This is a genomic window from Flagellimonas lutimaris (assembly GCF_051494225.1).
In the GTDB taxonomy this organism is placed as follows: Bacteria; Bacteroidota; Bacteroidia; order Flavobacteriales; family Flavobacteriaceae; genus Flagellimonas; species Flagellimonas lutimaris_A.
Genome location: NZ_JBNPYE010000001.1, coordinates 389,541 through 411,881, shown reverse-complemented (window position 1 = coordinate 411,881; position 22,341 = coordinate 389,541). Strand labels below are relative to the sequence as shown.

At 38.7% G+C, this 22,341-nt stretch carries 21 protein-coding genes and 1 other RNA gene; 15 read left to right on the top strand and 7 right to left on the bottom strand.

Translation table 11 applies throughout. From position 1 onward, the window contains the following. Window positions 1-11 precede the first annotated feature (11 nt). Together lspA and ACQQ5U_RS01825 are read left to right on the top strand one after the other, a co-directional pair. Complete coding sequence (gene lspA / locus ACQQ5U_RS01830; RefSeq protein WP_437395236.1) at window positions 12-506, top strand: signal peptidase II; 495 nt, start codon at window positions 12-14, stop codon at window positions 504-506. Continuing rightward, window positions 503-1,201, top strand: coding sequence for an RluA family pseudouridine synthase (locus ACQQ5U_RS01825; protein WP_437395235.1), 699 nt, complete (start codon window positions 503-505; stop codon window positions 1,199-1,201). The genes lspA and ACQQ5U_RS01825 overlap by 4 nt, the downstream gene beginning before the upstream one ends. On the opposite strand, the gene ACQQ5U_RS01820 is transcribed toward ACQQ5U_RS01825, so the two are convergent. After that, window positions 1,191-2,735 carry a hypothetical protein gene (locus tag ACQQ5U_RS01820; protein ID WP_437395234.1) on the bottom strand — a complete coding sequence of 515 codons (1,545 nt, stop codon included), beginning with the start codon at window positions 2,733-2,735 and terminating at the stop codon, window positions 1,191-1,193. The two genes, ACQQ5U_RS01825 and ACQQ5U_RS01820, sit on opposite strands and share 11 nt — an antisense overlap. A 147-nt stretch (window positions 2,736-2,882) precedes the next feature. Here ACQQ5U_RS01820 and ACQQ5U_RS01815 point away from each other — a divergent pair, with 147 nt between their 5' ends. Continuing rightward, complete coding sequence (locus ACQQ5U_RS01815; protein WP_437395233.1) at window positions 2,883-4,055, top strand: 2-isopropylmalate synthase; 1,173 nt, start codon at window positions 2,883-2,885, stop codon at window positions 4,053-4,055. 13 nt (window positions 4,056-4,068) lie between these two features. Beyond that, window positions 4,069-5,187 carry a 3-isopropylmalate dehydrogenase gene (leuB, locus tag ACQQ5U_RS01810; protein ID WP_437395232.1) on the top strand — a complete coding sequence of 373 codons (1,119 nt, stop codon included), beginning with the start codon at window positions 4,069-4,071 and terminating at the stop codon, window positions 5,185-5,187. A gap of 2 nt (window positions 5,188-5,189) precedes the next feature. On the opposite strand, the gene ACQQ5U_RS01805 is transcribed toward leuB, so the two are convergent. Continuing rightward, complete coding sequence (locus tag ACQQ5U_RS01805; protein ID WP_437395231.1) at window positions 5,190-6,434, bottom strand: peroxiredoxin family protein; 1,245 nt, start codon at window positions 6,432-6,434, stop codon at window positions 5,190-5,192. A 129-nt stretch (window positions 6,435-6,563) separates the two neighbouring features. Between ACQQ5U_RS01805 and pheT the strand changes: the two genes are divergently transcribed. Further along, entirely contained in the window at window positions 6,564-8,978 is a 2,415-nt protein-coding gene (gene pheT, locus ACQQ5U_RS01800; protein ID WP_437395230.1) for a phenylalanine--tRNA ligase subunit beta, read from the top strand. Here pheT and ACQQ5U_RS01795 read toward each other — a convergent pair whose 3' ends face one another. Then, a complete protein-coding gene (locus ACQQ5U_RS01795) occupies window positions 8,979-9,509 on the bottom strand; it encodes a fasciclin domain-containing protein (RefSeq protein ID WP_437395229.1) in 531 nt (176 codons plus the stop codon). Between the two features lie 214 nt (window positions 9,510-9,723). Here ACQQ5U_RS01795 and ACQQ5U_RS01790 point away from each other — a divergent pair, with 214 nt between their 5' ends. Beyond that, window positions 9,724-10,443: a hypothetical protein gene (locus ACQQ5U_RS01790; protein WP_437395228.1), complete on the top strand. Its 720-nt coding sequence runs from the start codon at window positions 9,724-9,726 to the stop codon at window positions 10,441-10,443. On the opposite strand, the gene ACQQ5U_RS01785 is transcribed toward ACQQ5U_RS01790, so the two are convergent. Next, complete coding sequence (locus ACQQ5U_RS01785) at window positions 10,440-12,068, bottom strand: ABC-F family ATP-binding cassette domain-containing protein (protein WP_437395227.1); 1,629 nt, start codon at window positions 12,066-12,068, stop codon at window positions 10,440-10,442. The genes ACQQ5U_RS01790 and ACQQ5U_RS01785 overlap by 4 nt on opposite strands. Window positions 12,069-12,241: 173 nt before the next feature. On the opposite strand from ACQQ5U_RS01785, the gene ACQQ5U_RS01780 reads away from it, so the two are divergent. Then, window positions 12,242-13,630 carry a TlpA family protein disulfide reductase gene (locus ACQQ5U_RS01780; RefSeq protein ID WP_437395226.1) on the top strand — a complete coding sequence of 463 codons (1,389 nt, stop codon included), beginning with the start codon at window positions 12,242-12,244 and terminating at the stop codon, window positions 13,628-13,630. A 54-nt stretch (window positions 13,631-13,684) separates the two neighbouring features. Here the strand turns inward: ACQQ5U_RS01780 and fsa are convergent, their stop codons facing one another. The 3 genes from fsa to ffs all read right to left on the bottom strand — a co-directional run bounded on the left by fsa (window position 13,685) and on the right by ffs (window position 15,312). Next, window positions 13,685-14,341: a fructose-6-phosphate aldolase gene (gene fsa, locus ACQQ5U_RS01775; protein WP_437395225.1), complete on the bottom strand. Its 657-nt coding sequence runs from the start codon at window positions 14,339-14,341 to the stop codon at window positions 13,685-13,687. 38 nt (window positions 14,342-14,379) lie between these two features. Further along, window positions 14,380-15,189: an SDR family oxidoreductase gene (locus ACQQ5U_RS01770; protein ID WP_437395224.1), complete on the bottom strand. Its 810-nt coding sequence runs from the start codon at window positions 15,187-15,189 to the stop codon at window positions 14,380-14,382. 24 nt (window positions 15,190-15,213) lie between these two features. Then, window positions 15,214-15,312: signal recognition particle sRNA small type (gene ffs, locus ACQQ5U_RS01765), an RNA gene on the bottom strand. A 98-nt stretch (window positions 15,313-15,410) separates the two neighbouring features. On the opposite strand from ffs, the gene ACQQ5U_RS01760 reads away from it, so the two are divergent. The 8 genes from ACQQ5U_RS01760 to ACQQ5U_RS01725 all read left to right on the top strand — a co-directional run bounded on the left by ACQQ5U_RS01760 (window position 15,411) and on the right by ACQQ5U_RS01725 (window position 22,326). After that, window positions 15,411-16,454: a glutaminyl-peptide cyclotransferase gene (locus ACQQ5U_RS01760; RefSeq protein WP_437395223.1), complete on the top strand. Its 1,044-nt coding sequence runs from the start codon at window positions 15,411-15,413 to the stop codon at window positions 16,452-16,454. Further along, window positions 16,454-16,843: an acyl-CoA thioesterase gene (locus ACQQ5U_RS01755; RefSeq protein WP_437395222.1), complete on the top strand. Its 390-nt coding sequence runs from the start codon at window positions 16,454-16,456 to the stop codon at window positions 16,841-16,843. Before ACQQ5U_RS01760 ends, ACQQ5U_RS01755 begins: the two co-directional genes overlap by 1 nt. Before the next feature lie 467 nt (window positions 16,844-17,310). After that, window positions 17,311-18,045: a LytR/AlgR family response regulator transcription factor gene (locus tag ACQQ5U_RS01750; RefSeq protein ID WP_437395221.1), complete on the top strand. Its 735-nt coding sequence runs from the start codon at window positions 17,311-17,313 to the stop codon at window positions 18,043-18,045. Window positions 18,046-18,180: 135 nt separating this feature from the next. Then, on the top strand, window positions 18,181-18,357 hold the full coding sequence (locus tag ACQQ5U_RS01745; protein WP_437395220.1) for a hypothetical protein: 177 nt from the start codon (window positions 18,181-18,183) through the stop codon (window positions 18,355-18,357). A gap of 122 nt (window positions 18,358-18,479) precedes the next feature. Next, window positions 18,480-18,605: a hypothetical protein gene (locus ACQQ5U_RS01740; protein WP_437395219.1), complete on the top strand. Its 126-nt coding sequence runs from the start codon at window positions 18,480-18,482 to the stop codon at window positions 18,603-18,605. Between the two features lie 91 nt (window positions 18,606-18,696). Beyond that, on the top strand, window positions 18,697-20,781 hold the full coding sequence (locus tag ACQQ5U_RS01735) for a tetratricopeptide repeat-containing sensor histidine kinase (protein ID WP_437395218.1): 2,085 nt from the start codon (window positions 18,697-18,699) through the stop codon (window positions 20,779-20,781). A 34-nt stretch (window positions 20,782-20,815) separates the two neighbouring features. Next, window positions 20,816-21,484 (top strand): histidine kinase, encoded by a 669-nt coding sequence (locus ACQQ5U_RS01730; protein WP_437395217.1) that lies wholly within the window; start codon window positions 20,816-20,818, stop codon window positions 21,482-21,484. Between the two features lie 179 nt (window positions 21,485-21,663). Then, a complete protein-coding gene (locus ACQQ5U_RS01725; RefSeq protein ID WP_437395216.1) occupies window positions 21,664-22,326 on the top strand; it encodes a hypothetical protein in 663 nt (220 codons plus the stop codon). The last annotated feature ends 15 nt before the right edge of the window (window positions 22,327-22,341 follow it).

Sequence of the window (22,341 nt, the reverse complement as noted above, 5' to 3'; positions counted from 1 at the left end):
TTGAGATGAGCATGAAAAAGCACTTTTCGAAAATATTTATACTCCTTTTGATATTCAGTAATATCAGCTGTGACCAAGTTTCGAAAAAAATAGTTAGAAAAAATGTTACTCAAGGTGAGTATATCCAATTGATTAGCGATAACCTCATTTTAACAAATGTTGAAAACACAGGGGCAGCACTAGGTTTTGGACAAAACTTTCCTCCTTTGATCAAAACAATTTTATTAAAAGGATTTCCTTTAATTGTTCTTCTAGTTCTTGCCGTAAGAATTTTGACTAAAAATAACTTAAATAAATGGCTCATAATTTCCTTTGCCTTTGTAATTGGGGGAGGAATTGGTAATTTAATTGACCGAATTTTATATGGCTCCGTCACAGATTTCTTCCACATTCGACTAGGCTTTTTGAAAACCGGAATTTTCAATATGGCCGATGTTTCTGTTACCATTGGTGTTTTGATGGTACTTGTTTTCTCTTTGAGAAATAAAAAGTATGAAGTCCAATGAGTCAACATTCCACCTCCAGCAACCTTCAAGTGCTCTTTGAAGACAACCACCTAATTGTAATTAATAAGCGAATTGGTGATATCGTTCAGGGCGATAAAACCGGGGACGATCCTTTGAGCGAGGTCGTAAAGCAATATTTGAAGGAGAAATACAATAAGCCCGGTAACGTTTATATGGGCGTGGTGCACCGATTGGACCGCCCAACTTCGGGCATTGTGCTTTTTGCAAAAACATCCAAGGCCCTCCCCCGTCTCAATAAAATGTTCGCACATGGAGAAACCAGAAAATTGTATTGGGCCGTTGTTAAAAATCCACCTCCCCAAGAAAGTGGCACCTTGATCCATTGGCTAGTGCGAAACCCAAAACAAAACAAATCGTACGCACACAACAAGGAAGTCCCAAATAGTAAAAAAGCTGAAATGGATTATAAAATTCTCAGAAAGCTGGATAACTATTACCTGTTGGAAATTGATTTAAAAACGGGCAGACACCATCAAATTAGGGCGCAATTGGCCGCTATCGGCTGTACCATAAAAGGGGATCTAAAATATGGAGCCGACCGCAGCAATAAAGATGGTGGCATCCACCTTCACGCTAGAAGTTTGACTATTATGCACCCCGTAAAAAAGGAACCTATTACGTTTTTGGCTCCTCCACCCGAAGACCCTGTTTGGAATGCTTGTATTAGCGAGTAAGCGCCAAAGCTTTTTCTCTAATTATTTGTCCTACCGGCTTGTTCTGTAAATGACTTTCTAGCCACGAAAGGATGTCCAAATATAAAAATGCTCTCTTCTCGTATGGGTGATTTTCGTATTTCTTCAACTCGTTGTACAACTTCTGGAATTCCCCTTTTAAATCCGTTGGGTAAATATCACCAAGATTTCTCAAGAATTTGATCATCTCTTTTTGAACCTCATGTAAGTCGTTCATTTTCAACAAGAATTTATAGGTACTCTTAAGCTGCACTTCTAAATGATAATCCATTCCTGCTTCATAATGCGCCACCAGGCTTAGCACTCGAGCAAAGCACATTAAGTCCTCCCGCATCTTTAACTTCTTATTTGAAATTATCCTTTTGAGGTAGGCAATACAGTTTTTATTGTCTCCATTACCAAAGTATAAACACGCAATTTTATAATAGAGCAACATAATGTGATGCTCATCTATTTGCTGTCTATGTTTTTTGATGCCGTATTCAATAATGTTCACCAAGTATATCCCTTTATCAAAAGTCCCTTCCAAAAAGTGAAGATTCAATTTATTGGTGTTGATGTATAAAAAGGCCAGTGAACTAATATTGTCGTTTTTGGGGAATTTTGGATCCTGCACCTGATGCTCCAGTCGCTCCAAAGTCTCCCTAAACTGAGATGCATACTTCACAAAGAACAGTGACTCCAATAAGTAATGGTTCCCTTTTAGAAAAAACACAGGGTTTAAGGGAATCATATGCTTGTTTTCATAAAATAGGTCCACCCATTTACTGGCGTATTTGTAGGCTGACAAAAAGTCTTGAATTAAAAGACTGTACCATAAATGTGCCTTATAAAGCCAAAGTTTTTCCCGAAACCCAAGTTTATCAATGTCGTACTTGGGCATATGCTCATCAAAGTAACTTTTTACTTTTTGAAGGTCCTCATCACTTCTCACATAGCCTACTTTCAACATCATTCCATAAAGTTGAAGCGAGAGATTGGACAGCTTGCTGGTCATTACATTTTGAGCGGAAAGCTCTTTTGCTTCAATGGAAAGTTCATCCGCTCTGTCCGGAATACTTCGAGTAATATATTGGGTTTCAATAACCTTTTCCAACTCTACAATTTCGTAGGCAACATTTTTCTCCTCATTTTCAATGGCGAAACTTTTTGCCTTCTCCAATATCTTTAAGCTTTGCTTGTACAATCCTTTTTGATATAGAATGGTAGCAAAATCCAGTTGTTCCCGTATCTGAATTCGAACATTTTGGTTCACCGGGTTCAAACGTAAACTCACTAAAATCTGCTTATACAAATGCGCTTTTAAATTGGAAAGTTGTGATTTTTTGACAATGCCGCTATCTAAAATCTGCCGTTCATCGTACTTCCGCATCTTATCCAAGAGATTAAAAAGAGCCAAAAATTTAGCATCCGTGTTGACACCCAATCGACCAACATAGAGCTTAAATTGACGTTTTTCTGATTTGGAAAGCGATTTTACCAGTACAAACAAAGCATCCTTATGGGCATTTGTCATCGTAAAAAATATTGTTTAAACTATTGTTTTTCAGTTATTTAAACTTCACTAAAAGCAATTAAGCATTGTAACATACTCTTAGCTGCTTTTCGTCTTCAGCCTGCCTTCCCTATTTTCGTAAGTCATAGAAAAAAACAGGTTGATATAATGGGTAAAGATAAGGTAGAAATTTTTGACACAACACTAAGAGATGGAGAACAGGTGCCTGGTTGTAAACTGGATACCGAACAAAAATTAATCATTGCCGAACGATTGGATGAACTGGGAGTTGATGTAATCGAGGCAGGGTTTCCCATATCTAGCCCAGGTGATTTCAAATCGGTAAACGAAATTGCCAAGTTGGTCAAAAATGCAAGAGTTTGTGGGTTGACCAGAGCAGTTAAAAAGGATATCGAAGTTGCAGCAGAAGCCATCAAGGATGCCAAAAGGCCAAGAATACATACCGGAATCGGAACTTCAGAATCCCATATTAAATATAAATTCAACTCTACCCAAGATAAAATTATCGAGCGTGCCGTTGAAGCTGTAACATATGCCAAAACTTTCGTTGAAGATGTTGAGTTCTATGCTGAGGATGCCGGAAGAACAGATAACGAGTATTTGGCAAGGATTTGCGAAGCAGTCATAAAGGCCGGGGCAACCGTGCTCAACATTCCGGATACAACGGGTTATTGTCTACCAGAAGAATACGGTGCAAAAATGAAGTACCTGAGAGAAAATGTCAAAGGGATAGATAAAGCTATTCTTTCTTGTCACTGTCACAACGATTTAGGTTTGGCCACAGCCAACTCCATTGCCGGAGTAGTCAACGGAGCCAGACAAATTGAGTGTACCATTAACGGTATTGGCGAAAGAGCCGGAAACACTTCCTTGGAAGAGGTAGTGATGATTCTGAGACAACATCCATATTTAAACTTGGATACCGACATAAATAGCAAACTGCTTTGGGACACCAGTACAATGGTTTCACAAAAAATGGGCATGCCTGTGCAGCCCAACAAAGCTATTGTGGGATCCAATGCATTCGCACACAGTTCAGGAATTCACCAGGATGGGGTAATCAAACAAAGAGAAACCTACGAGATCATTGACCCTAAAGATGTTGGGGTAAGTGAATCTTCCATTGTTTTAACAGCTAGAAGTGGACGTGCAGCATTGGCATACCGCGCGAAAAACGTAGGCTATGAGCTTACAAAGATTCAATTGGATGCGGTTTACCAAAACTTCTTGAAGTATGCTGATGTTAAAAAAGAAATTTTGGATGAGGACATCCACGAGATTGTTGAAACCAGCAATATCGGTATGAAAAGCTTGGCTTAAATCAAAAAAACGTATGGCATTAAAAATAGCATTGCTTCCTGGAGATGGAGTCGGACCTGAAGTGTTGGCCCAGGCAGTAAAATGTTTAAAGGCAGTTGAAGAAACCTTTAATCAGCATTTTATCTTTAAAGAAGCTCCCGTGGGTGCTATCGCCATGGACAAAACCGGAGCTCCCCTACCCGATGCCACTTTAAAGTTATGCAAAGAATCCGATGCCGTGCTTTTTGGAGCCATTGGCGACCCAAAATACGACAATGACCCAGATGCAAAGGTACGACCTGAACAAGGATTGCTTCAGTTGCGAAAAGAACTTGGGTTATTTGCGAACATTAGACCTGTTTTATCCCATCCAACTTTATTGGATAAATCTCCTTTGAAAAAGAAGGTGATCAACGGAACCGATTTTGTAATCTACCGCGAACTGACCGGAGGAATTTATTTCGGGGAGAAAAAATTAAATCCAGAAGGTACCGTAGCTTCCGACCTCTGCGAATACTCTGAAAATGAAATAAGCCGCATTGCCCATTTGGCATTCAAAGCGGCTAAAGGTCGAAAAAAGAAGCTCACTTTGGTAGATAAGGCCAATGTATTGGAATCTTCCAGACTCTGGCGCAAGGTCGTCACTAAAATAGGTGAAAGTTATCCCGAAGTAGCTTTGGACTTTTTATTTGTGGACAATGCTGCCATGCAAATCATCCTCAACCCTAAACAGTTTGATGTTATTTTGACGGAAAATATGTTTGGTGATATTATTTCGGATGAAGGTAGTGTTATTGGTGGTTCCATTGGATTGTTGGCTTCGGCCTCCATTGGAGAGGAAAACGCCCTCTTTGAGCCTATCCACGGTTCGTATCCACAAGCTAAGGGCAAAGATATTGCCAACCCTATTGCGTCCATTCTTTCAGCAGCGATGCTGCTGGAGCATTTTGGATTGGTCGAAGAGGCCTGGGCCGTAAAAAAGGCAGTGGACAAATCCTTGAAAAAAGGAATTGTTACCCCTGATTTAAAAGAAAACAGTCAATACGGCACCAATCAAGTTGGCGACTTTATTGCCCATAACATTGTAGATATTGAAGATGATTCTCTTATGAACGATGAGAATATAGATTTGGGCAAATCAACCATTATCTAAAATCAGCTACTACTTTCAGATTTTTCCGATGTCAACTCTTCGATAGTTTTACTGAACTCTTCTTTGAATTCAACAAATTTATCTCCGGTTGCAGGACCATTAAAGCCTGTATGTATTTTGTGTACCTCCCCTTTTTTATCAATATAAATAGTAGTTGGATAAGAAAGTATATGATTGAGCATCGGCAACTTTTCATTGGCCTTTTGTTTGTTGGAGGTTCCATATTGTGCCAATAATATGGGGTAAGGCACTTCCTCACGTTCCTTAAGTCTATTTATTCCTTCGAAAGCCTTCTCCTCTGTTTTGGCATATTCGAAGGCCAAGCCCACTAACGCTAAATCCACATCTGGGTTGTTCTTCATGAAATCTACATAAAATCGAGTTTCATCCAAACAATTTGTACACCATGTCCCCATAATCTGTACAAGTACAGCTTTATCCTTAAACATTGGATCTTGCAAATCAACCATTTTGCCCTCTGTATTTGGAAAAGAAAAATTAAACTTATCGTATCCCTCCCTCAAATAAGTAAGTTCATTGGAGTCTGGAAGTTTAAATGCCTCGTTCCTAGCACCCAAAAATTCCTGTACGGAATGTTGACCGGAATAAAATTTACCATTCAATGTGCTATCTGTAACTTGTGCCAAAAACAAGAATACATGAGAGCCATCAAATGCAGAAAGTTTTAAACTATCACCAGTTACCACACCATCGAGATAGCGGTAATCTCCAGTTTTGGTCCTAAATGTGCCTTTAACTTTATTTCCACTTTGCATAAAAATACCCTTTGCCGGATATTCATCTTCCGTATTAACATTGAAGTAAGTTTCCCAAATACCTGAAATATTCACAGCGGCATCCTGTTTTACCTTAAAACGTTCACTGATTCCGTGAGCCGCCCTAAAAGGAACCCTCCTTTCTTTGCCCTCTTCAATAAATTCCCCGTTTATTTCGCTTGATGTATAGGTGCCCGATATATGGCCTTCAAAAATGGGCATTCGAATATTTATGGAATCCCCTTTAAAAGTAAACTCGTCTATAGTGACAACTTCTTCCGCATTAAACACCTTCATCTCGTACCCTCCCTCTTCATTTTGGGAAAGTGTAAACTCAAAAGGCAACTGTTGTGATTCGGAAACTTCGATTTTGGCCAGCCAATCACCGGTTGCCAATTCAATTTTTTCTTCTTTTTTACAAGAGGTCAATACCACAATAAGCCCCACTATAACTATCCCTATCTTATTCATTTAGTGAAAGATTTTTCCTAAAATAAGTAAATACAATTTAAAACAAAACATCACTTACGCTCTAAGGTCATTATTATCGTTGAATCTGTTCCCCTATTGTTATATATTTGTCCCCTCTAAAAATGGGGTATGAAGATTTCTTACAACTGGTTGAAGCAATTTGTGCAAATTGATTGGGACGCTCAAAAAACAGGCGAGCTTTTAACAGATTTAGGTCTGGAAGTTGAGGGTATATCACAATTTGAATCAGTTAAGGGCGGTTTAAAAGGTATTGTTGTGGGCCATGTGCTCACTTGTGAAAAACATCCAAATGCCGATAGGCTTAAATTAACCACTGTTGATGTTGGACAGGAAGTACCACTTCAAATTGTATGTGGGGCGCCTAATGTAGCGGCAGGACAAAAAGTACCTGTAGCCACTATTGGAACCACTCTTTATACCAAAGAAGGGGAAGCCTGGGTAATAAAGAAGGGGAAAATCCGTGGAGAGGCCAGTCAAGGTATGATTTGTGCCGAGGATGAAATTGGCGTTGGCGAAAGCCACGACGGAATTATGGTATTGAATGAAGAATTGGTGCCTGGGACACCCTGTTCCAAAGTATTCGAAATAGAAAATGATGAGGTCTTTGAAATAGGTCTTACCCCTAACCGTGCTGATGCCATGAGCCATTTTGGTGTGGCACGTGACCTAAAAGCTGGTTTGGAACAACAAGAAATCCAAAAGGAGTTTGTAACTCCTTCCGTTAGCAATTTTTCCATCGACAATCGCTCGTTGAAAGTTGACGTGGAGGTTCTAGAAAGTGAACTTGCGCCAAGATATTGTGGCGTTACCATCAGTAACCTTGTAGTACAAGATTCTCCAGATTGGTTAAAAAACAGACTGAAGGCCATTGGATTAACTCCAATAAATAATGTAGTGGATGTTACCAACTACGTGCTCCACGAATTAGGTCAACCTTTGCACGCTTTTGATGCAACCAAAATAAAAGGAAGCAAGGTTGAAGTTAAAACCTTGCCAGCAGGTACTAAATTCACAACCTTGGATGAGGTGGAGCGAGAGCTACATGAAGATGACCTTATGATCTGTGATGCGGATGGTCCCATGTGTATAGCAGGGGTTTTTGGAGGTATACATTCCGGTGTTACAGAACACACAACTTCTATTTTTTTAGAAAGTGCCTACTTTGACCCAGTTTCTATTAGAAAAACAGCCAAAAGACATGGGTTGAATACCGACGCTTCTTTTAGGTTTGAGCGTGGTATCGACATCAATATGACGAAATATGCCCTTAAAAGGGCAGCACTTTTGCTCCGGGAAATCGCAGGTGGTTATATTACTTCTGAAATTGTTGACCTATTTCCTAAGAAACCACAGGATAGACAAGTATTCCTAACTTTCAACAAAATAAACTCCTTAATTGGACAGGAAATTCCCCAGGATACTATTAAATCCATTCTTTCCTCTCTGGAAATCCGCATCAACAATGTAACGGAATCAGGTCTTGGGCTTACTATTCCCACCTATAGGGTAGATGTAACCCGCGAAGTTGATGTTATTGAAGAAATTTTAAGGGTATACGGGTATAATAATATTGATTTCAAAGAAAAATTAAACGCATCGATTGCCAAATCATCACGGTTTGAAAACCACAGAATTCAGGATGTGATTGGGGATACACTTGCTGCAAAAGGCTTTTTTGAGATTATGACCAACAGTTTGGTCTCCTCCGATATTACCTTGGATGATGAAAGTGCTGTACAGATGCTGAATCCATTGAGTTCGGATTTGTCCGTTTTAAGGACCTCCATGTTGCATTCTGGTCTACAGACCGTAAGCTATAACCACAACAGACAAAAAACGGACCTTAAACTGTTTGAGTTTGGGAAAACGTACCACAAGATTGATGGCAAACACAAAGAAAAACAACATTTAGCGATTTTCATTTCCGGGGAACGCACCCAGAGTAGTTGGGCCGTAGCCTCAAGAAAATCTGATTTCTTTTACTTAAAAGGAATTGTAGCCAATGTTTTCGAACGCTTGGGTGTTCAAGGTATAGATACAAAACCTCTAACATCGGATATCGATTATGCCGAAGGGATTTCCTATGTTAAAGACAATAAGGAATTGGCTTCTTTGGGATTGGTTGGCAAAAGTTCCCTAAAGCGCTTTGATATTAAACAGGAAGTTTTTTATGCCGATTTGGACTGGGATGCTATTTTGGAGTCCATTAACACTAAGAATATGGTATTCCAAGAAATTCCAAAATTCCCAGAGGTAACAAGGGATTTTGCTTTGTTGCTAGATGATTCTATTTCTTTCCAAAAAGTGTATGACATTGCATGGAAAACAGAGAAAAAACTACTTAAAAAGGTAAACTTGTTTGATGTCTATACGGGTAAAAACCTTCCTGAAGGTAAAAAATCCTATGCGGTAAGCTTTACTTTAATGGACGAAAAGAAAACGTTGACTGATAAGCAAATCGATAAGATAATGGGCAAATTATTGGCTCAATATCAGAAGGAATTGGGAGCGGAACTTCGCTAATCACATTTGAGTGGGCAAAATAACACTATCAATTTCGTGAATCACACCATTATTTTTTAAGTTCAGGTCGGCGGTTGTGATTCTTGCCGTATTACCCACAGGGTCGGTAAGTACAATATCGGAACCATCCAAATGGGCATTTAATTTCTTACCCTGGACCGTTGTAAAGCTTGCTGTTCCATTGCCCCTGGACATGGCTCGCAATATTCGAGAGGCAGTTAATTGACCAGCAACAATATGGTAAGTCAATAAGGATTTCAACGCACTTTTGTCCTTGGCGTTGAGCAACTCAGTAATTTTATTGTTTGAAAACTTTTCAAAAGCCGCATCAGACGGAGCAAAAATGGTGAAAGGACCCGATTTCTCGAGCAAAGCACCAAGTTCTGTAGCATTTACAGCATTCAACAATATACTATGATTATCTAATTTACCTGAATTATACGATAAAGAGTTAGACGAGTTTTGAGCAGTTAAGTAAACGGAAAAGACCAAACAAAGGCCAAGTAGGATTTTAGTTATGGGGGTTCTCATTATGCTATGGTCAACTTTTGGGACTTTTCTTTAAAGTATAATTATACGATTAACTGCCAAAAACGTCGATAAGATACATCTTTTTTGTAGACATGTCTCCATTTTTTATGGGGCCAATTTTCATTTAACATAATCTTAACATCTGGTTTTTATGACAAATGTCATAATCAAGAATTCAAATCCTTAAATTTGAGTGGTTTACTAAGAATGCAACATGATTTTAAAAGGAACAAACATTGAACTCAAGCTTCAAAAAATTAAAAAAAAGAAGTCTAATAGTGAACATATTCTAGCTGAAGTCCAACAAATATTAAATGAAGATTCCTTAAAAGAAGAGAGAATTGCCGATCAATTGGGTTCAAAAAAGAGCTTTTCGGGCAATGATTTCAATTTTGAGCTGCTCGAAACCGATAATATCTTTCATATTGATCAAATAAAAGAGATTTGTATCGATTACCGGTTGCGCTTCTTGAACAGTTCTTTTTTTAAGGGTGAAATTCCCCAAGAGGCCATTTCCAAAATCAAACATTTGGAAGCTGCCCACAAAACAGAACTCAAGGGATTTAAAGTAATGGCACCCTCCAAGCTATTCAAATTGGAGGATAAGGATGACCCCTTGCTCTTTGCCCCTATCGGAAACGATTACTACTACTTGATCCATAAATGGGGCAACGACCTTCACCCCTTACGAAAACTCCTTGCATGGCCTTTTAAAAATGTGGCTAACTTGGTTTTCGTGGTTCTCCTGATCAGTTACTTTGTAACACTTATGGTTCCCGAAGGCTTGTTCTCCAAAAAAAGCTCTACTGCGGAGTTTTGGATCATCTACTTTTTTATGTTCAAATGCTTAGCATCCATTGTTATTTTCTATGGATTTGCATTGGGCAAAAACTTTAATCCAGCCATCTGGAAAAGCAAATACTTTAACGCTTAAGCGGTAACGGCGTACATTTTTTCGCGCTGCTCCTTAATGGACTTATCGGACATATAATCGTCAAAGCTCAAATAGCGGTCAATGGCACCGTTCGGCGTTAGCTCAATGATTCGATTAGCTACCGTATTTACAAATTCATGATCGTGGGTAGTTAGTAGAATGGTGCCCTTAAAGTTTTTCAATGAATTGTTGAAAGCCGTGATACTTTCCAAATCCAAGTGGTTGGTAGGTTCATCCAACATTAAAACATTGGCTCTGAGCATCATCATACGACTGAGCATACAACGTACTTTTTCTCCTCCAGAAAGCACGGTACATTTTTTAAGAGCCTCTTCACCGCTAAAAAGCATTTTTCCCAAGAAACCTCTGATGTAAACCTCTTCTCTTTCCTCTTCAGTTTTGGCCCATTGGCGTAACCAATCCACTAGATTAATGTCATCTTTAAAAAATTCCGAATTATCCGCGGGCAAATAAGATTGTGTGGTGGTTACTCCCCATTGAAACTTGCCACTATCGGGTTTAACTTTATCGGCAATAATATCGTAAAAAGCTGTTGTAGCTCTGGAGTCTTTCGAAAGGATGGCTACTTTATCACCTTTGGCCAAGTTGATGTTCACATCTTTGAACAGCAAATCACCATCTTCTGAAGTTGCAGATAGTTTTTCGACATTCAAAATTTGATCCCCTGCTTCGCGCTCACGGTCAAAAATAATCGCCGGATATCTTCTACTTGAAGGTTTTATATCCTCGATTTTTAATTTGTCCAACATCTTTTTACGGGAAGTGGCCTGTTTACTTTTCGCAACGTTCGCGCTAAAACGCTGTATGAATTCATTGAGTTCCTTGGCCTTTTCTTCTGCCTTTTTGTTCTGCTGGGCTCTTTGTCGGGCAGCCAATTGGCTACTCTCGTACCAGAACGTATAGTTTCCTGAGAACAAGTTGATTTTTCCAAAGTCGATATCTGCAATACTGGTACAAACGGCATCCAAGAAGTGTCTGTCGTGAGAAACCACGATTACCGTATTATCGTAGTTGGCCAAGAAATTTTCCAACCAGTTTATGGTGTCATAATCCAAATCGTTGGTAGGCTCATCCATGATCAACACATCGGGACTACCGAACAAGGCTTGTGCCAAAAGTACCCGAACCTTTAGTTTGGAGTCCAAATCGGCCATATGGGTATAGTGAAGGTCTTCTGTAATCCCAAGATTGGATAACATCGCTGCAGCATCACTATCTGCATTCCAACCGTTCATTTCTTCGAACTTCACCTGTAACTCCCCTATTTTTTCTGCATTTTCATCAGTATAATCAGCATACAGGGCATCAATCTCCTTTTTTATTTCAAACAAAGGCTTGTTCCCCATAACCACGGTTTCCAAAACAGGATACTCATCGTAAGCATTGTGGTTCTGTTCCAAAATGGACATTCGTTTGCCTGGTTCCAAATGCACATGGCCCGAAGTAGCATCAATCTGTCCAGATAATATTTTTAAAAACGTGGATTTTCCCGCTCCATTAGCGCCAATGATGCCGTAACAATTCCCTTGAGCAAAGGTTACATTAACCTCATCGAACAAAACTCTTTTGCCAAACTGTACGGATAAATTCGATACTGATAACATGCAACTATCTTTATTTTTTTTGCAAAAATAGTTAAATACGATTCGTAATTCTAATTTAATAGTGCATATTTAAACGATGGAAAAACACGGTTTAACAACATTTAACTACACCTTAACAAGTTTAGCTTTAGGGGTTGCTTATTTTTGGTAGACAAATGAATCGTTCCCTTTATATGGTAAGATTTTTACTCGGCCTCACCTTATTATCATCTCTTGTATCGTGTTCTGATTCTTCGAACAAGGGTTCTTCTGTATTTTTTGGTGGTGAAATTGTAAATCCGACTAGCGATTATGTGGTGCTCTATCACAATGATTCCTATGTGGACTCCGTAAAGCTCGATAATAAAAATCGTTTTTCTTTTCAACTTGATGCTATTCCGGATGGCCTTTATCACTTTGACCACACTCCTGAACTACAATATGTATACTTGAGCCAAGGAGACAGCCTTCTGGTGCGCCTGAATACGGTTGAATTTGATGAATCTTTGGTTTATTCGGGAAAAGGAAGTGAAATCAATAACTTTTTAATGGAGGTTTTCTTGGAGAATGAAAAGGAAGAGGTCATTATTGATGACTTTTACGAACTTCCCCCAGAAGATTTTAGCAAGAAAATAGATTCTTTACACGCTCTAAAAGTTGAAAATCTTAAAGAGCTTGCTATGGATATTGTTTTTACACCTAGAGCATTGGCCATGGCGGAAGCATCCATAGATTACAACACCTACATCAATAAAGAAAAATATCCGTTTTACCACAAGAAGCAAACAGGCGAGGAAACTATTCATAAACTTGGAGATGATTTTTATGGCTATCGTAAAAACATAGACCTTGATAATAAAGATCTAACCTACTTTAGGCCATACTTCGATTTTATGAAGTGGCACTTTGGGAACATGTCTTATATGGCCTGTTTGGAAAATTGCGCCAACGATAAGAAACCGGTAACTGACCGATTGCATTTTAACAAGCACAAACTCGCTCTTGTAGACAGCATAGTGAAACAAACAGAGCTTAGGGACATACTTTTTAGAAACATAGCCATGGATTATTTACTAAGGGAACATAACCCAAGTGAAGAGGCCTCCGTTTTTATCGATAAGTTTAAATCGCTCTCCACCAACAAGGAGCACCAAGAGGAGATCGACCTTTTATATAGCGGCATAAAAAACCTACAACCAAATACCACGGTTCCCAATATTTCGGTTAAGAATTTTGATGATGAAGAGGTTTCTTTAAAAGATCTGGCCAACAACAAAAAAAGTACCGTGTTCTATTTTTGGACTGCTGATCAGAAGAGACATTTCATCAACGTTAACAAACACATTACCTCTCTAGAAGAAAAATATCCGCACTACAACTTTGTGGGCATCAATTTGAGGACCAATTTCACGCAATGGAAGCAACTCATGGATGAGTACAAATTGGACAAGAACAAGCAGTTTTTCGGAGAAAACTTTAAAGAGCTACAAATGGCCATGATTATTGATGGACTCAACAAGTGTGTTATCGCAAAAGACACTATTGTAGTTGATGGTTTTGCCAATCTTTACACTTCTCTATAAAAAAAGCCCCGAATTTACATTCAGGGCCTTTCCAAAATTATATCTATTCTTTCTTTAAGAATTTCCTTTTTTGTAATCTTCCAAGAATTTGGCAAGACCAATATCCGTTAATGGGTGCTTTAAAAGTCCTTCAATAGATGACAAAGGTCCAGTCATCACATCGGCACCGAGCTTAGCACAATCAATCACGTGCATGGTGTGACGGATTGATGCAGCCAATATTTCTGTTTCAAATCCGTAGTTATCATAAATCAAGCGGATTTCTGAGATAAGGTTAAGACCATCTGTGGAAATATCGTCCAATCTTCCCAAGAAAGGGGAAACATAAGTGGCTCCTGCTTTGGCTGCCAAAAGTGCCTGACCTGGCGAAAACACCAAAGTACAGTTGGTACGGATACCGTTATCTGAGAAATATTTTAATGCTTTTACACCATCCTTGATCATGGGGACCTTCACTACAATTTGCTCATGCAGCTCGGCCAATTCCTCTCCTTCTTTTATCATTCCGGCAAAATCGGTGGCTACAACTTCGGCAGAAACATCACCGTCAACAATATTGCAAATATCCACGTAGTGCTTTAAAATATTATCCTTTCCTGTAATACCTTCTTTGGCCATAAGGGAAGGGTTGGTGGTAACACCATCCAACACGCCCAATTCCTGGGCTTCCTTAATTTGGTCAAGATTGGCAGTATCAATAAAAAACTTCATTTCTAAGTATTTATAATTGGTTTGTAAGAAGTGTAAAATTACAACTTATAATGGTTGAGCAGTAATTTTTCGTAGACTTTGTCTGGTAATATTTTCTTCAACCTGAGGGAAAATTTTTGCAAAAATGCCCCTACCGGGTTGTGTACTTTGGGATTTTTTTGATTGATAATTTTATGTACTGCCTCGGCCACTTGAATAGGGTCTCCCCCACTGTCCACATCGTCATTAATGGCTTTAAGGGTCTGTGAATACTTTTCCTCGTAAGCCGAACCTTCAATTACTGGGGAGTGATATCTACCTGAAGCTATATTGGTGGCAAAATCACCAGGGGCAACATTGGTTATAGTTACACCAAAATCTTTGGTTTCCATACGCAAGGCCTCCGTAATGAGGCCCAGAGCACCTTTGGTGGCAGAATAAAAACCACGGTATGGCAATCCCATATACCCTGCAATGGAGGTAATATTGATTATGGCTCCACCGCCCTGCTTCCGCATTTGGGGCAAAACCGCCTTCATTACATGTATGGGGCCATGGAAATTGGTATCGAACACATGGAGGATTTCCTCGTGAGGGGTTTCCTCAATAGGCCCGGTAATCCCAACTCCAGCATTATTGATCAACACATCCAATCTTCCTTCGTGAGCAATTACTTGGGATACAGCATTTTGAATGCTATCAACATCCTTAACATCCAATGGAACAAGTTCAAAGTTGTCGAAATCGGGATAGTTTTGTGGGTTTCGTGCAGTACCGTAGACGGTAAATCCCTTTGTGGTCAAATACGTTCCGATGGATTTACCAATACCTGAAGAACCACCGGTGATCAGTACAATTTTTTTATCCATGATCATCTGATTTTTGGGTACAAAAAAAGGCAAGCTACCTACATCGCACCGCTACGACCACATACCCTTGCTGCGTTCCCGCCCTGGGGGATTCTGCAGGAGCTGGTCGTGTAGGACTTGCCGACTGCAAATATACGACCTTTTAAATTTGTGACAATCCCAATTCATTCTTAATTTCGGTGTTTTAGGATTAACAATTTATGATACAAGCAATAAGAACAATGGGCAAACTTTTTTCTATAACCGGGGCTTTGCTCTTTTTTTTGGGCTGCGGGGGAAGTGCCGACCCGGCCAAGCATTTTTCCATTCAATTGGAAAACAAAGCCATACAACAAAATCAACAAGTGGGTGTGGCGTTAAAAAACAAAAAAGACATTGGGATTTCGGATCTTCATTATTATTTGGATGGAAAGGAATTGCCCGTAGAAAATGGAAAAATTACCATGGATGTGCCCACGTTGGGAAACAAAACCTTGGTGGCCAAGTTCAATATTGAAGAGCAAACTGTGGAAGTTGAGAAAAAAATACGTGTTTTGGCCCCTTCTTCGCCAGAAGTGTACACCTATGAGATTATCAATAGCTATCCACATGATACAGGCGCTTACACCCAGGGATTGGAGTTCCACGGTGGGACACTTTATGAGAGCACTGGAAAGCGAGGCGCTTCAACAGTACGAAAGGTGAATTTTGAGACCGGCGAGGTCCTTCAACAAATTGACATGGACGATTCTGTGTTCGGTGAAGGTATCACTATTATGAATGGTAAACTTTACCAACTCACCTGGCAAAGCGATATGGGGTATGTTTACGATATTTCCAATATGGAAAAGATAAAAAACTTTACCTATGGTGAAAGCCGAGAAGGCTGGGGGCTCTGCAATGATGGTAAAAAAATATTCAAGAGTGATGGTACCGAAAAAATATGGTTCCTAAATCCAGAGACCTTGGAAGAACAAGGTCATATTGAAATCGCAACGAACAAATCCATCTTTAATAATGCGAACGAATTGGAATATGTGGAGGGAAAAATCTATGCCAACGTATACCAAAAAGAAAGTATGATGATCATTGATGCAACTTCCGGGGCAATTGAGGGGGTCATCAACTTTGGGGGATTAAAAAGCAAGATAAACAAAGGTCCTGAATGGGACGAAAGCAATTCCGTGCTTAATGGAGTGGCCTATCATCCAGAAAGAGAAACCTTTTTTGTTACCGGTAAAAACTGGGACAAACTCTTTGAAGTGAAAATCCTAAAAAAGGACTAATGAAAACCTACTCGGAAGTTTTTGATGTCGTCCCGGATGATTTGGATGACCTAAATCATGTAAATAATATTAGATATGTAGAATGGATTCAGGATATATCTAAAAAGCATTGGACACATGTTACCTCCGAAAACATTAAAAAATCTATGATTTGGGTAGTTCGGAACCATAATATTACTTACCACAAATCAGCCGTATTGGGAAATACCATCCTAATAAACACCTATATAAAAAGTAATAAAGGACCTATTTCTACCCGGGTGGTAGAAATCAAAAACAAAGAGACCGACGAGCTTTTGGTCAAATCCGTTACCGAATGGTGCTTATTGGATGCTATAACCTTCCGCCCTAAAAGAGTACCCGCAGAAATACAAGCTCTTTTTCTATAAACAACCCTTATCAAGGTTTTGATTATTTCATAAAAATCGGCGTTTTATTGGCTATTCATCTCATTTTCAATAACAAAATAATGTATTTCATCGAATTTTAGGCCATTTTTTGAAATACCCGTATTCAAAATTTTGATGACCGTTCAACAAATTGTAATATAGTAGTGAACCAAACACAAACTGAACCTATTTGTCTAACCATCAAAACGCAAAAACATCCCCTATCAACATTTTATATTTCCCTTGATTCGATTCCACTGAAAATAGTTTCATTGTAAGCAACTAAATCGGACACGGAATAGACATAGAAAATCTTCCAATTTGTTATAGTTATTTCTGTTTTAACGATTTTTTATGGAAAATTGTAGGAAAATAACCCGTTTTAGGGAGAAACCCATAGTTTTTTTAAGGGAAAACTGCAATGAGTTTTTTGCGTGCGTTAGTAACTTGCAATCAGCAATTTGCACATGGAATACAGCTATAACATTATCGACTCGGATGCCTCCTCAAAGCTTCAGTTACAGCTTTATTTGGAGGAATACGACGATTTGGTTTGTGCAGGAGCGGATACCAATGCTTCGGCCGGGCTCAATTCCATTTTAAAATACAATCCAGATCTGGTACTTATCAATTTGGGGGAAGATGGTATGGATTACTTCCAAATGGTTACGGAATTGAGCCAGTACATGCAAAACCTTCCTATAATAATAGGATATGCCAAGTCCAAAAAATATGCGTACAATGCCATTAAAAGTGGTTTTTTTGATTATTGGATCCTACCTCACAATGAGTTTGATATCAGAAAAACTTTGCTGCGTTTAAGAAAGTTGCACCCACAAAACGATACCTCCTCCACTATTTGTTTAAAATCCTATAAAGATTACCGGTATTTGGACACCGATAATATCCTTTACCTAAAATCGGACAACAATACCACCGATTTCTTTATGAAGGACGGTAGCGTAATAAGCGCTTTTAAAACTTTAAAGTCTTTCGAGGAAAAGCTCCCCAAAGATTTTATCCGAGTGCACCAAAGCTACATCCTTAACAGTAGGTATGTGTCCCGTATTAATTATGGTAAATCCATTTGCAGCCTTAAACATGCGGAGGCAGAAGAGCTTCCATTTTCCAAGACCTATAAGGACAAAGTAGACGGATTAAAGGAAATGCTCTCCAAAACGGCTTCAAAAGCACTTAATTAATAGAATTCTTGCAGATTCCCTTAGAATTCTAACAGATTCCAGTAAAATACTACACCCTTCCCAAAAGTACCCCGCCCACTTAAAATGCCACATACTTTAGCGGCACATACCTAATATTTATTCCTAAAAACAAACATGATGAAAAAAGTACTTAGCATTTTAGCATTGGCATTATTAACAGTTGGTTTTTACTCTTGTGAAACCGAAACCGATGTACAGGAAACCGAAGCTATGTTCCAACAACTACAAGTAGATCAGAATGCTACGGATGGCGAAGATTTAGATCCTGATGGTCGTGGAGATGGTGAATAATTACTCAAATGATTGAAAACAATACAACCAATATAGTACGAAATAGTTGCTTTTCATTGATTTTAATGGTAATACTATTTTATCAAAAGGATGAATCTTTTAATGATGATAAAATCAGTTACATGAAACGTACCGATTTAATGGAAAATCGTCAGGAAGAATCTCTAAAAAGTCGAATCAATATTGGCATCTCCAAGCAAAGATTAATGCGATTACAGCAAAGTACCAGCGATATTCGCGAACTTTGATTGGTGTTAAACATAAAACTCAGCCCCAAACCTTAATTAGATTTGGGGCTTTTTTTGTTACCTTGGATTTATCAATAACTATTTTAAGCTTTTGAAAAATTTAACCTACATATTTTTACTTATCATTTTTTGGGGATGCTCAAAGAAATCCCCAGAACAAGAAGTTGTTTCCTACCCAAGGGTGGATTCCATTCAAGAATTGGTGAACATTGCCAAGACGGCCAAAGAATTACCGTTGGGAGATCGCAAGGTCTATCTTGAGGAAGCTGAGACCAAGGCTTTGAAATTGACTGCCGACACCATACAACTGGAGCAGCTTTCCCAAATTTCCTTGGCTTATTTAAAACTTGAAGACTCCCTTGGATTTAGAAAATCGAACAGTATACTATTAAAAATGGCCGAGGAAGCGAATGCATACAAAATATTGGGCGATTCGTATTGGGACCTCGCCTTATTTATGGAAAATAAGGGTGTTACCGACAGTGCTTTTTACCATTATAAAGAAGCATTAAAAAGTTTTGAGCAATTACCTGTAGATTCCACATCAAAATCGCTAAGAGCCCGAATGTATTATAATATGGCACGGCTACAAGATTCCTATAAAGACTATTTGGGCGGGGAAATCAGTGCCACGACAGCCATTAAAATTTTTGATGAATTAGGAGATAATTACAGGCTTTATAATAGTTATTCAGCTCTTGGAATGTTAGCCAATGGCATGGGTGATAGCGAAAAAGCCCTAAAATCTTACGAAAAAGCGCGAGAGTATTTGGATAAATCTACAAGAAAAAACAAAGCCGATTTAATCCTGCAAAACCAAAATAATATTGCAAGCGTTTACTTGAACATCGAAAATTTTGACAGGGCCAAACAAGCTTATCAAAAGCTACTTTCCAGCCCAAATTTAAAAGAGGAAAAACCAGAAACCTACGAAAAAGCTCTTGGAAGTTTAGCCTATTCCATTCTAAAGGTAGACAACGACACAGAAAAGGCCAATGAGCTTCTTCACGAGGCATTCATGCTCAATGTCGAATCTGGTGATAAATACGATAGGGCTCGACTACATTATTATAATGCTGAACTATCGGCTGCAAAAGGAAATACCAAAGAAGCTATAGATGAAGCCAAAGAAGCATATGCCATTGCCAAGGAAACCTACAACAACGACCGTTCCTTGGATGCTTTAAGGTTACTGAATAGGCTAGACCCCGCTAATTCACAATCCTATTTTGAGGAATACAACCAACTGGACGAGACCATAAGTGAGGAAGAGCGCACCAAAAGGGACAAATTTGCCCGTATTCGGATGGAAACCGATGATATTATAGAGGAAAACCAACTCCTGACCAAAGAAAAACAATTATGGATCGGAGCTTCCTTATTACTTATTGTATTTGGGATAATCATCTTGGTCATTATCTCTTTGTACGTAAGCAACAGCCGATTAAAATTTAAACAACGTCAGCAAGAAAGTAACCAAGAAATTTACAATCTTATGCTTTCCCAGCAAGGAAAATTGGAGGAAGGGAAACAATTGGAGCAAAAGCGTATTTCCGAAGAACTACATGATGGCATTTTGGGCGAAATGCTAGGAATCCGGTTGATTCTGAGTGGTCTTAACGAACGGGATGACCAAGCTTCCATTGAACAACGGGCCTCCCTTATTGAAAAACTACAAGGGGTGGAGGAAGAAATACGCACCATTTCCCATGAGCTCAACCATGCTTCGTATGAAAAATTTCATAATTTTATTGTTTCGTTGGAAGACATGATCAATGATATTCAAAAATCGTCCGGTATGTTATGTTCCTTCACCTACGACAATAAGATACCTTGGGACAATTTACTGGGCGACATTAAGATCAATGCCTATAGGATTATTCAAGAATCGTTGAAAAACTGTGTGAAACACGCAAAAAGTAAAAACGTGTCCATTTGCTTTCAAGCCGTGGATGACAATTTAAAACTCACCATTGCAGACGATGGTGTCGGATTTGATACAAGCAGGAGAAAGAAAGGAATAGGACTTAGAAATATTATTTCTAGAGCAAAAAAGATAAAAGGAGTACTGGATATCGACAGTAAGCCAGGAAGTGGAACCACTATAAATATGAGCATACCGATAAAATACGTGGAACTGGAAGTTCCCGAGAAAGTTAATGTATTGAACGCTTAAATCCCCCAATTCAAAAAAAAAGAAACGACCTACAATGAAAACACTGAGAATACTAGCAATTGATGATCATGAAATGACGATGCTCGGATATAAATTTATACTCGAGGGCATCGAACTTGAAGGCCATAATATAATTGTTGATACTGCTACAACGTACCACACTGGCAAAAAGCTTATTGAGGATTCTGTAAAATCCTTTCAATACGATATTTTGTTCTTGGATGTTCAGTTATTTGCCCCGAACGAAGAGCAACCCTATACCGGAGAAGACTTGGGAAAACTGGCTCGCAAGATAGTTCCAGAAAGTAAAATTGTTTTCATGTCTTCTTTCAGTGACAATTTTAGGATCAACAGCATCCTAAAATCCGTGGATCCAGATGGGTATCTGGTAAAAACGGACATTGACCCAAAAACCCTTGAAGACGCAGTTAAAACAATTATGGTCGACCCTCCCTATTATTCTTCAAAAGCCCTTGGAGCCATTAGAAAGAAAATGGCCAACGACATCGAAATAGACGAGAAGGACAAACAGATACTTTACCACCTTTCCAAAGGAACCAAGAACAAAGACCTTGAAAAATTCATTAGACTTTCACCCTCTTCCATTGAAAATAGGAAGCGACATCTAAAAACGTTGTTCGGTACGGAAAATGAAAATGATCTAGCCCTTATATTGGCCGCAAAAAACAGAGGTTTTATTTAGTATTTTGGATGAAGAATCAAGTTGATATGTTATTTTGTGGTCTGTTTGAAAGGTTTACTTCATAAAAATCTTACAAATAAGAGAAAAACCCCAGAATTTTTAAGGATTATCTGTAATCCAATGCAAAAGATTCATTCTAACTTTATGTTGAAAGAATATTGAAATTCAATCAACATCAAATGTCATCATCCAACAAATCGAATAATCAACATAAAAACCTTGGCCCAAAAACCTATATGGCCACCGATGGATTGGACGATTTTCTTCGGGTCCTTGAAAAGTACTTTTTTGCCACCGCCAAGGTTCAGTTTAAGCACGACGCTAAAAACAACAGCACTGATTTGGTAATAGATCTTTACCACAATTTTGGAATTGGGGAATGCATTCGCCATTTCAACAATGGTGATTGGGGTAATTATAATTTTGCCGAAGAAAGTCGTTCCAATATCTCAAAATCTTTGGAGAATGCCTTGGAATCACTTAACGAAAAAAGTTCTTACCCCACCGATATTTTAGAGCTCTCTTTGCACTTTAAAGACACATCCATAATCGTGACTAGATTGTTCGAGAAAAGTATTCCCGAGCAGGCAAGTAAAATTCTAACCGCAATCGGCAAGCATTTTGTTTATTTCACCAAAGGATTGACCATAATGCCCTATGAAATTTTTGTTCCCGTTTTTGAAGACACCTCAATGAATTCCAAACAATCAAAAATGAGCAATGAATGCGGATATTTTGATTATTGGGGCCTATACTTTGAAAAGGACCAAGAACATGAGGCCTTTATTTACTCCCTCAGCAAAAAGAAACTTTACGAAGAGAGTATTTTTCTCTTCGAATAGTATTTTTATTAGCAA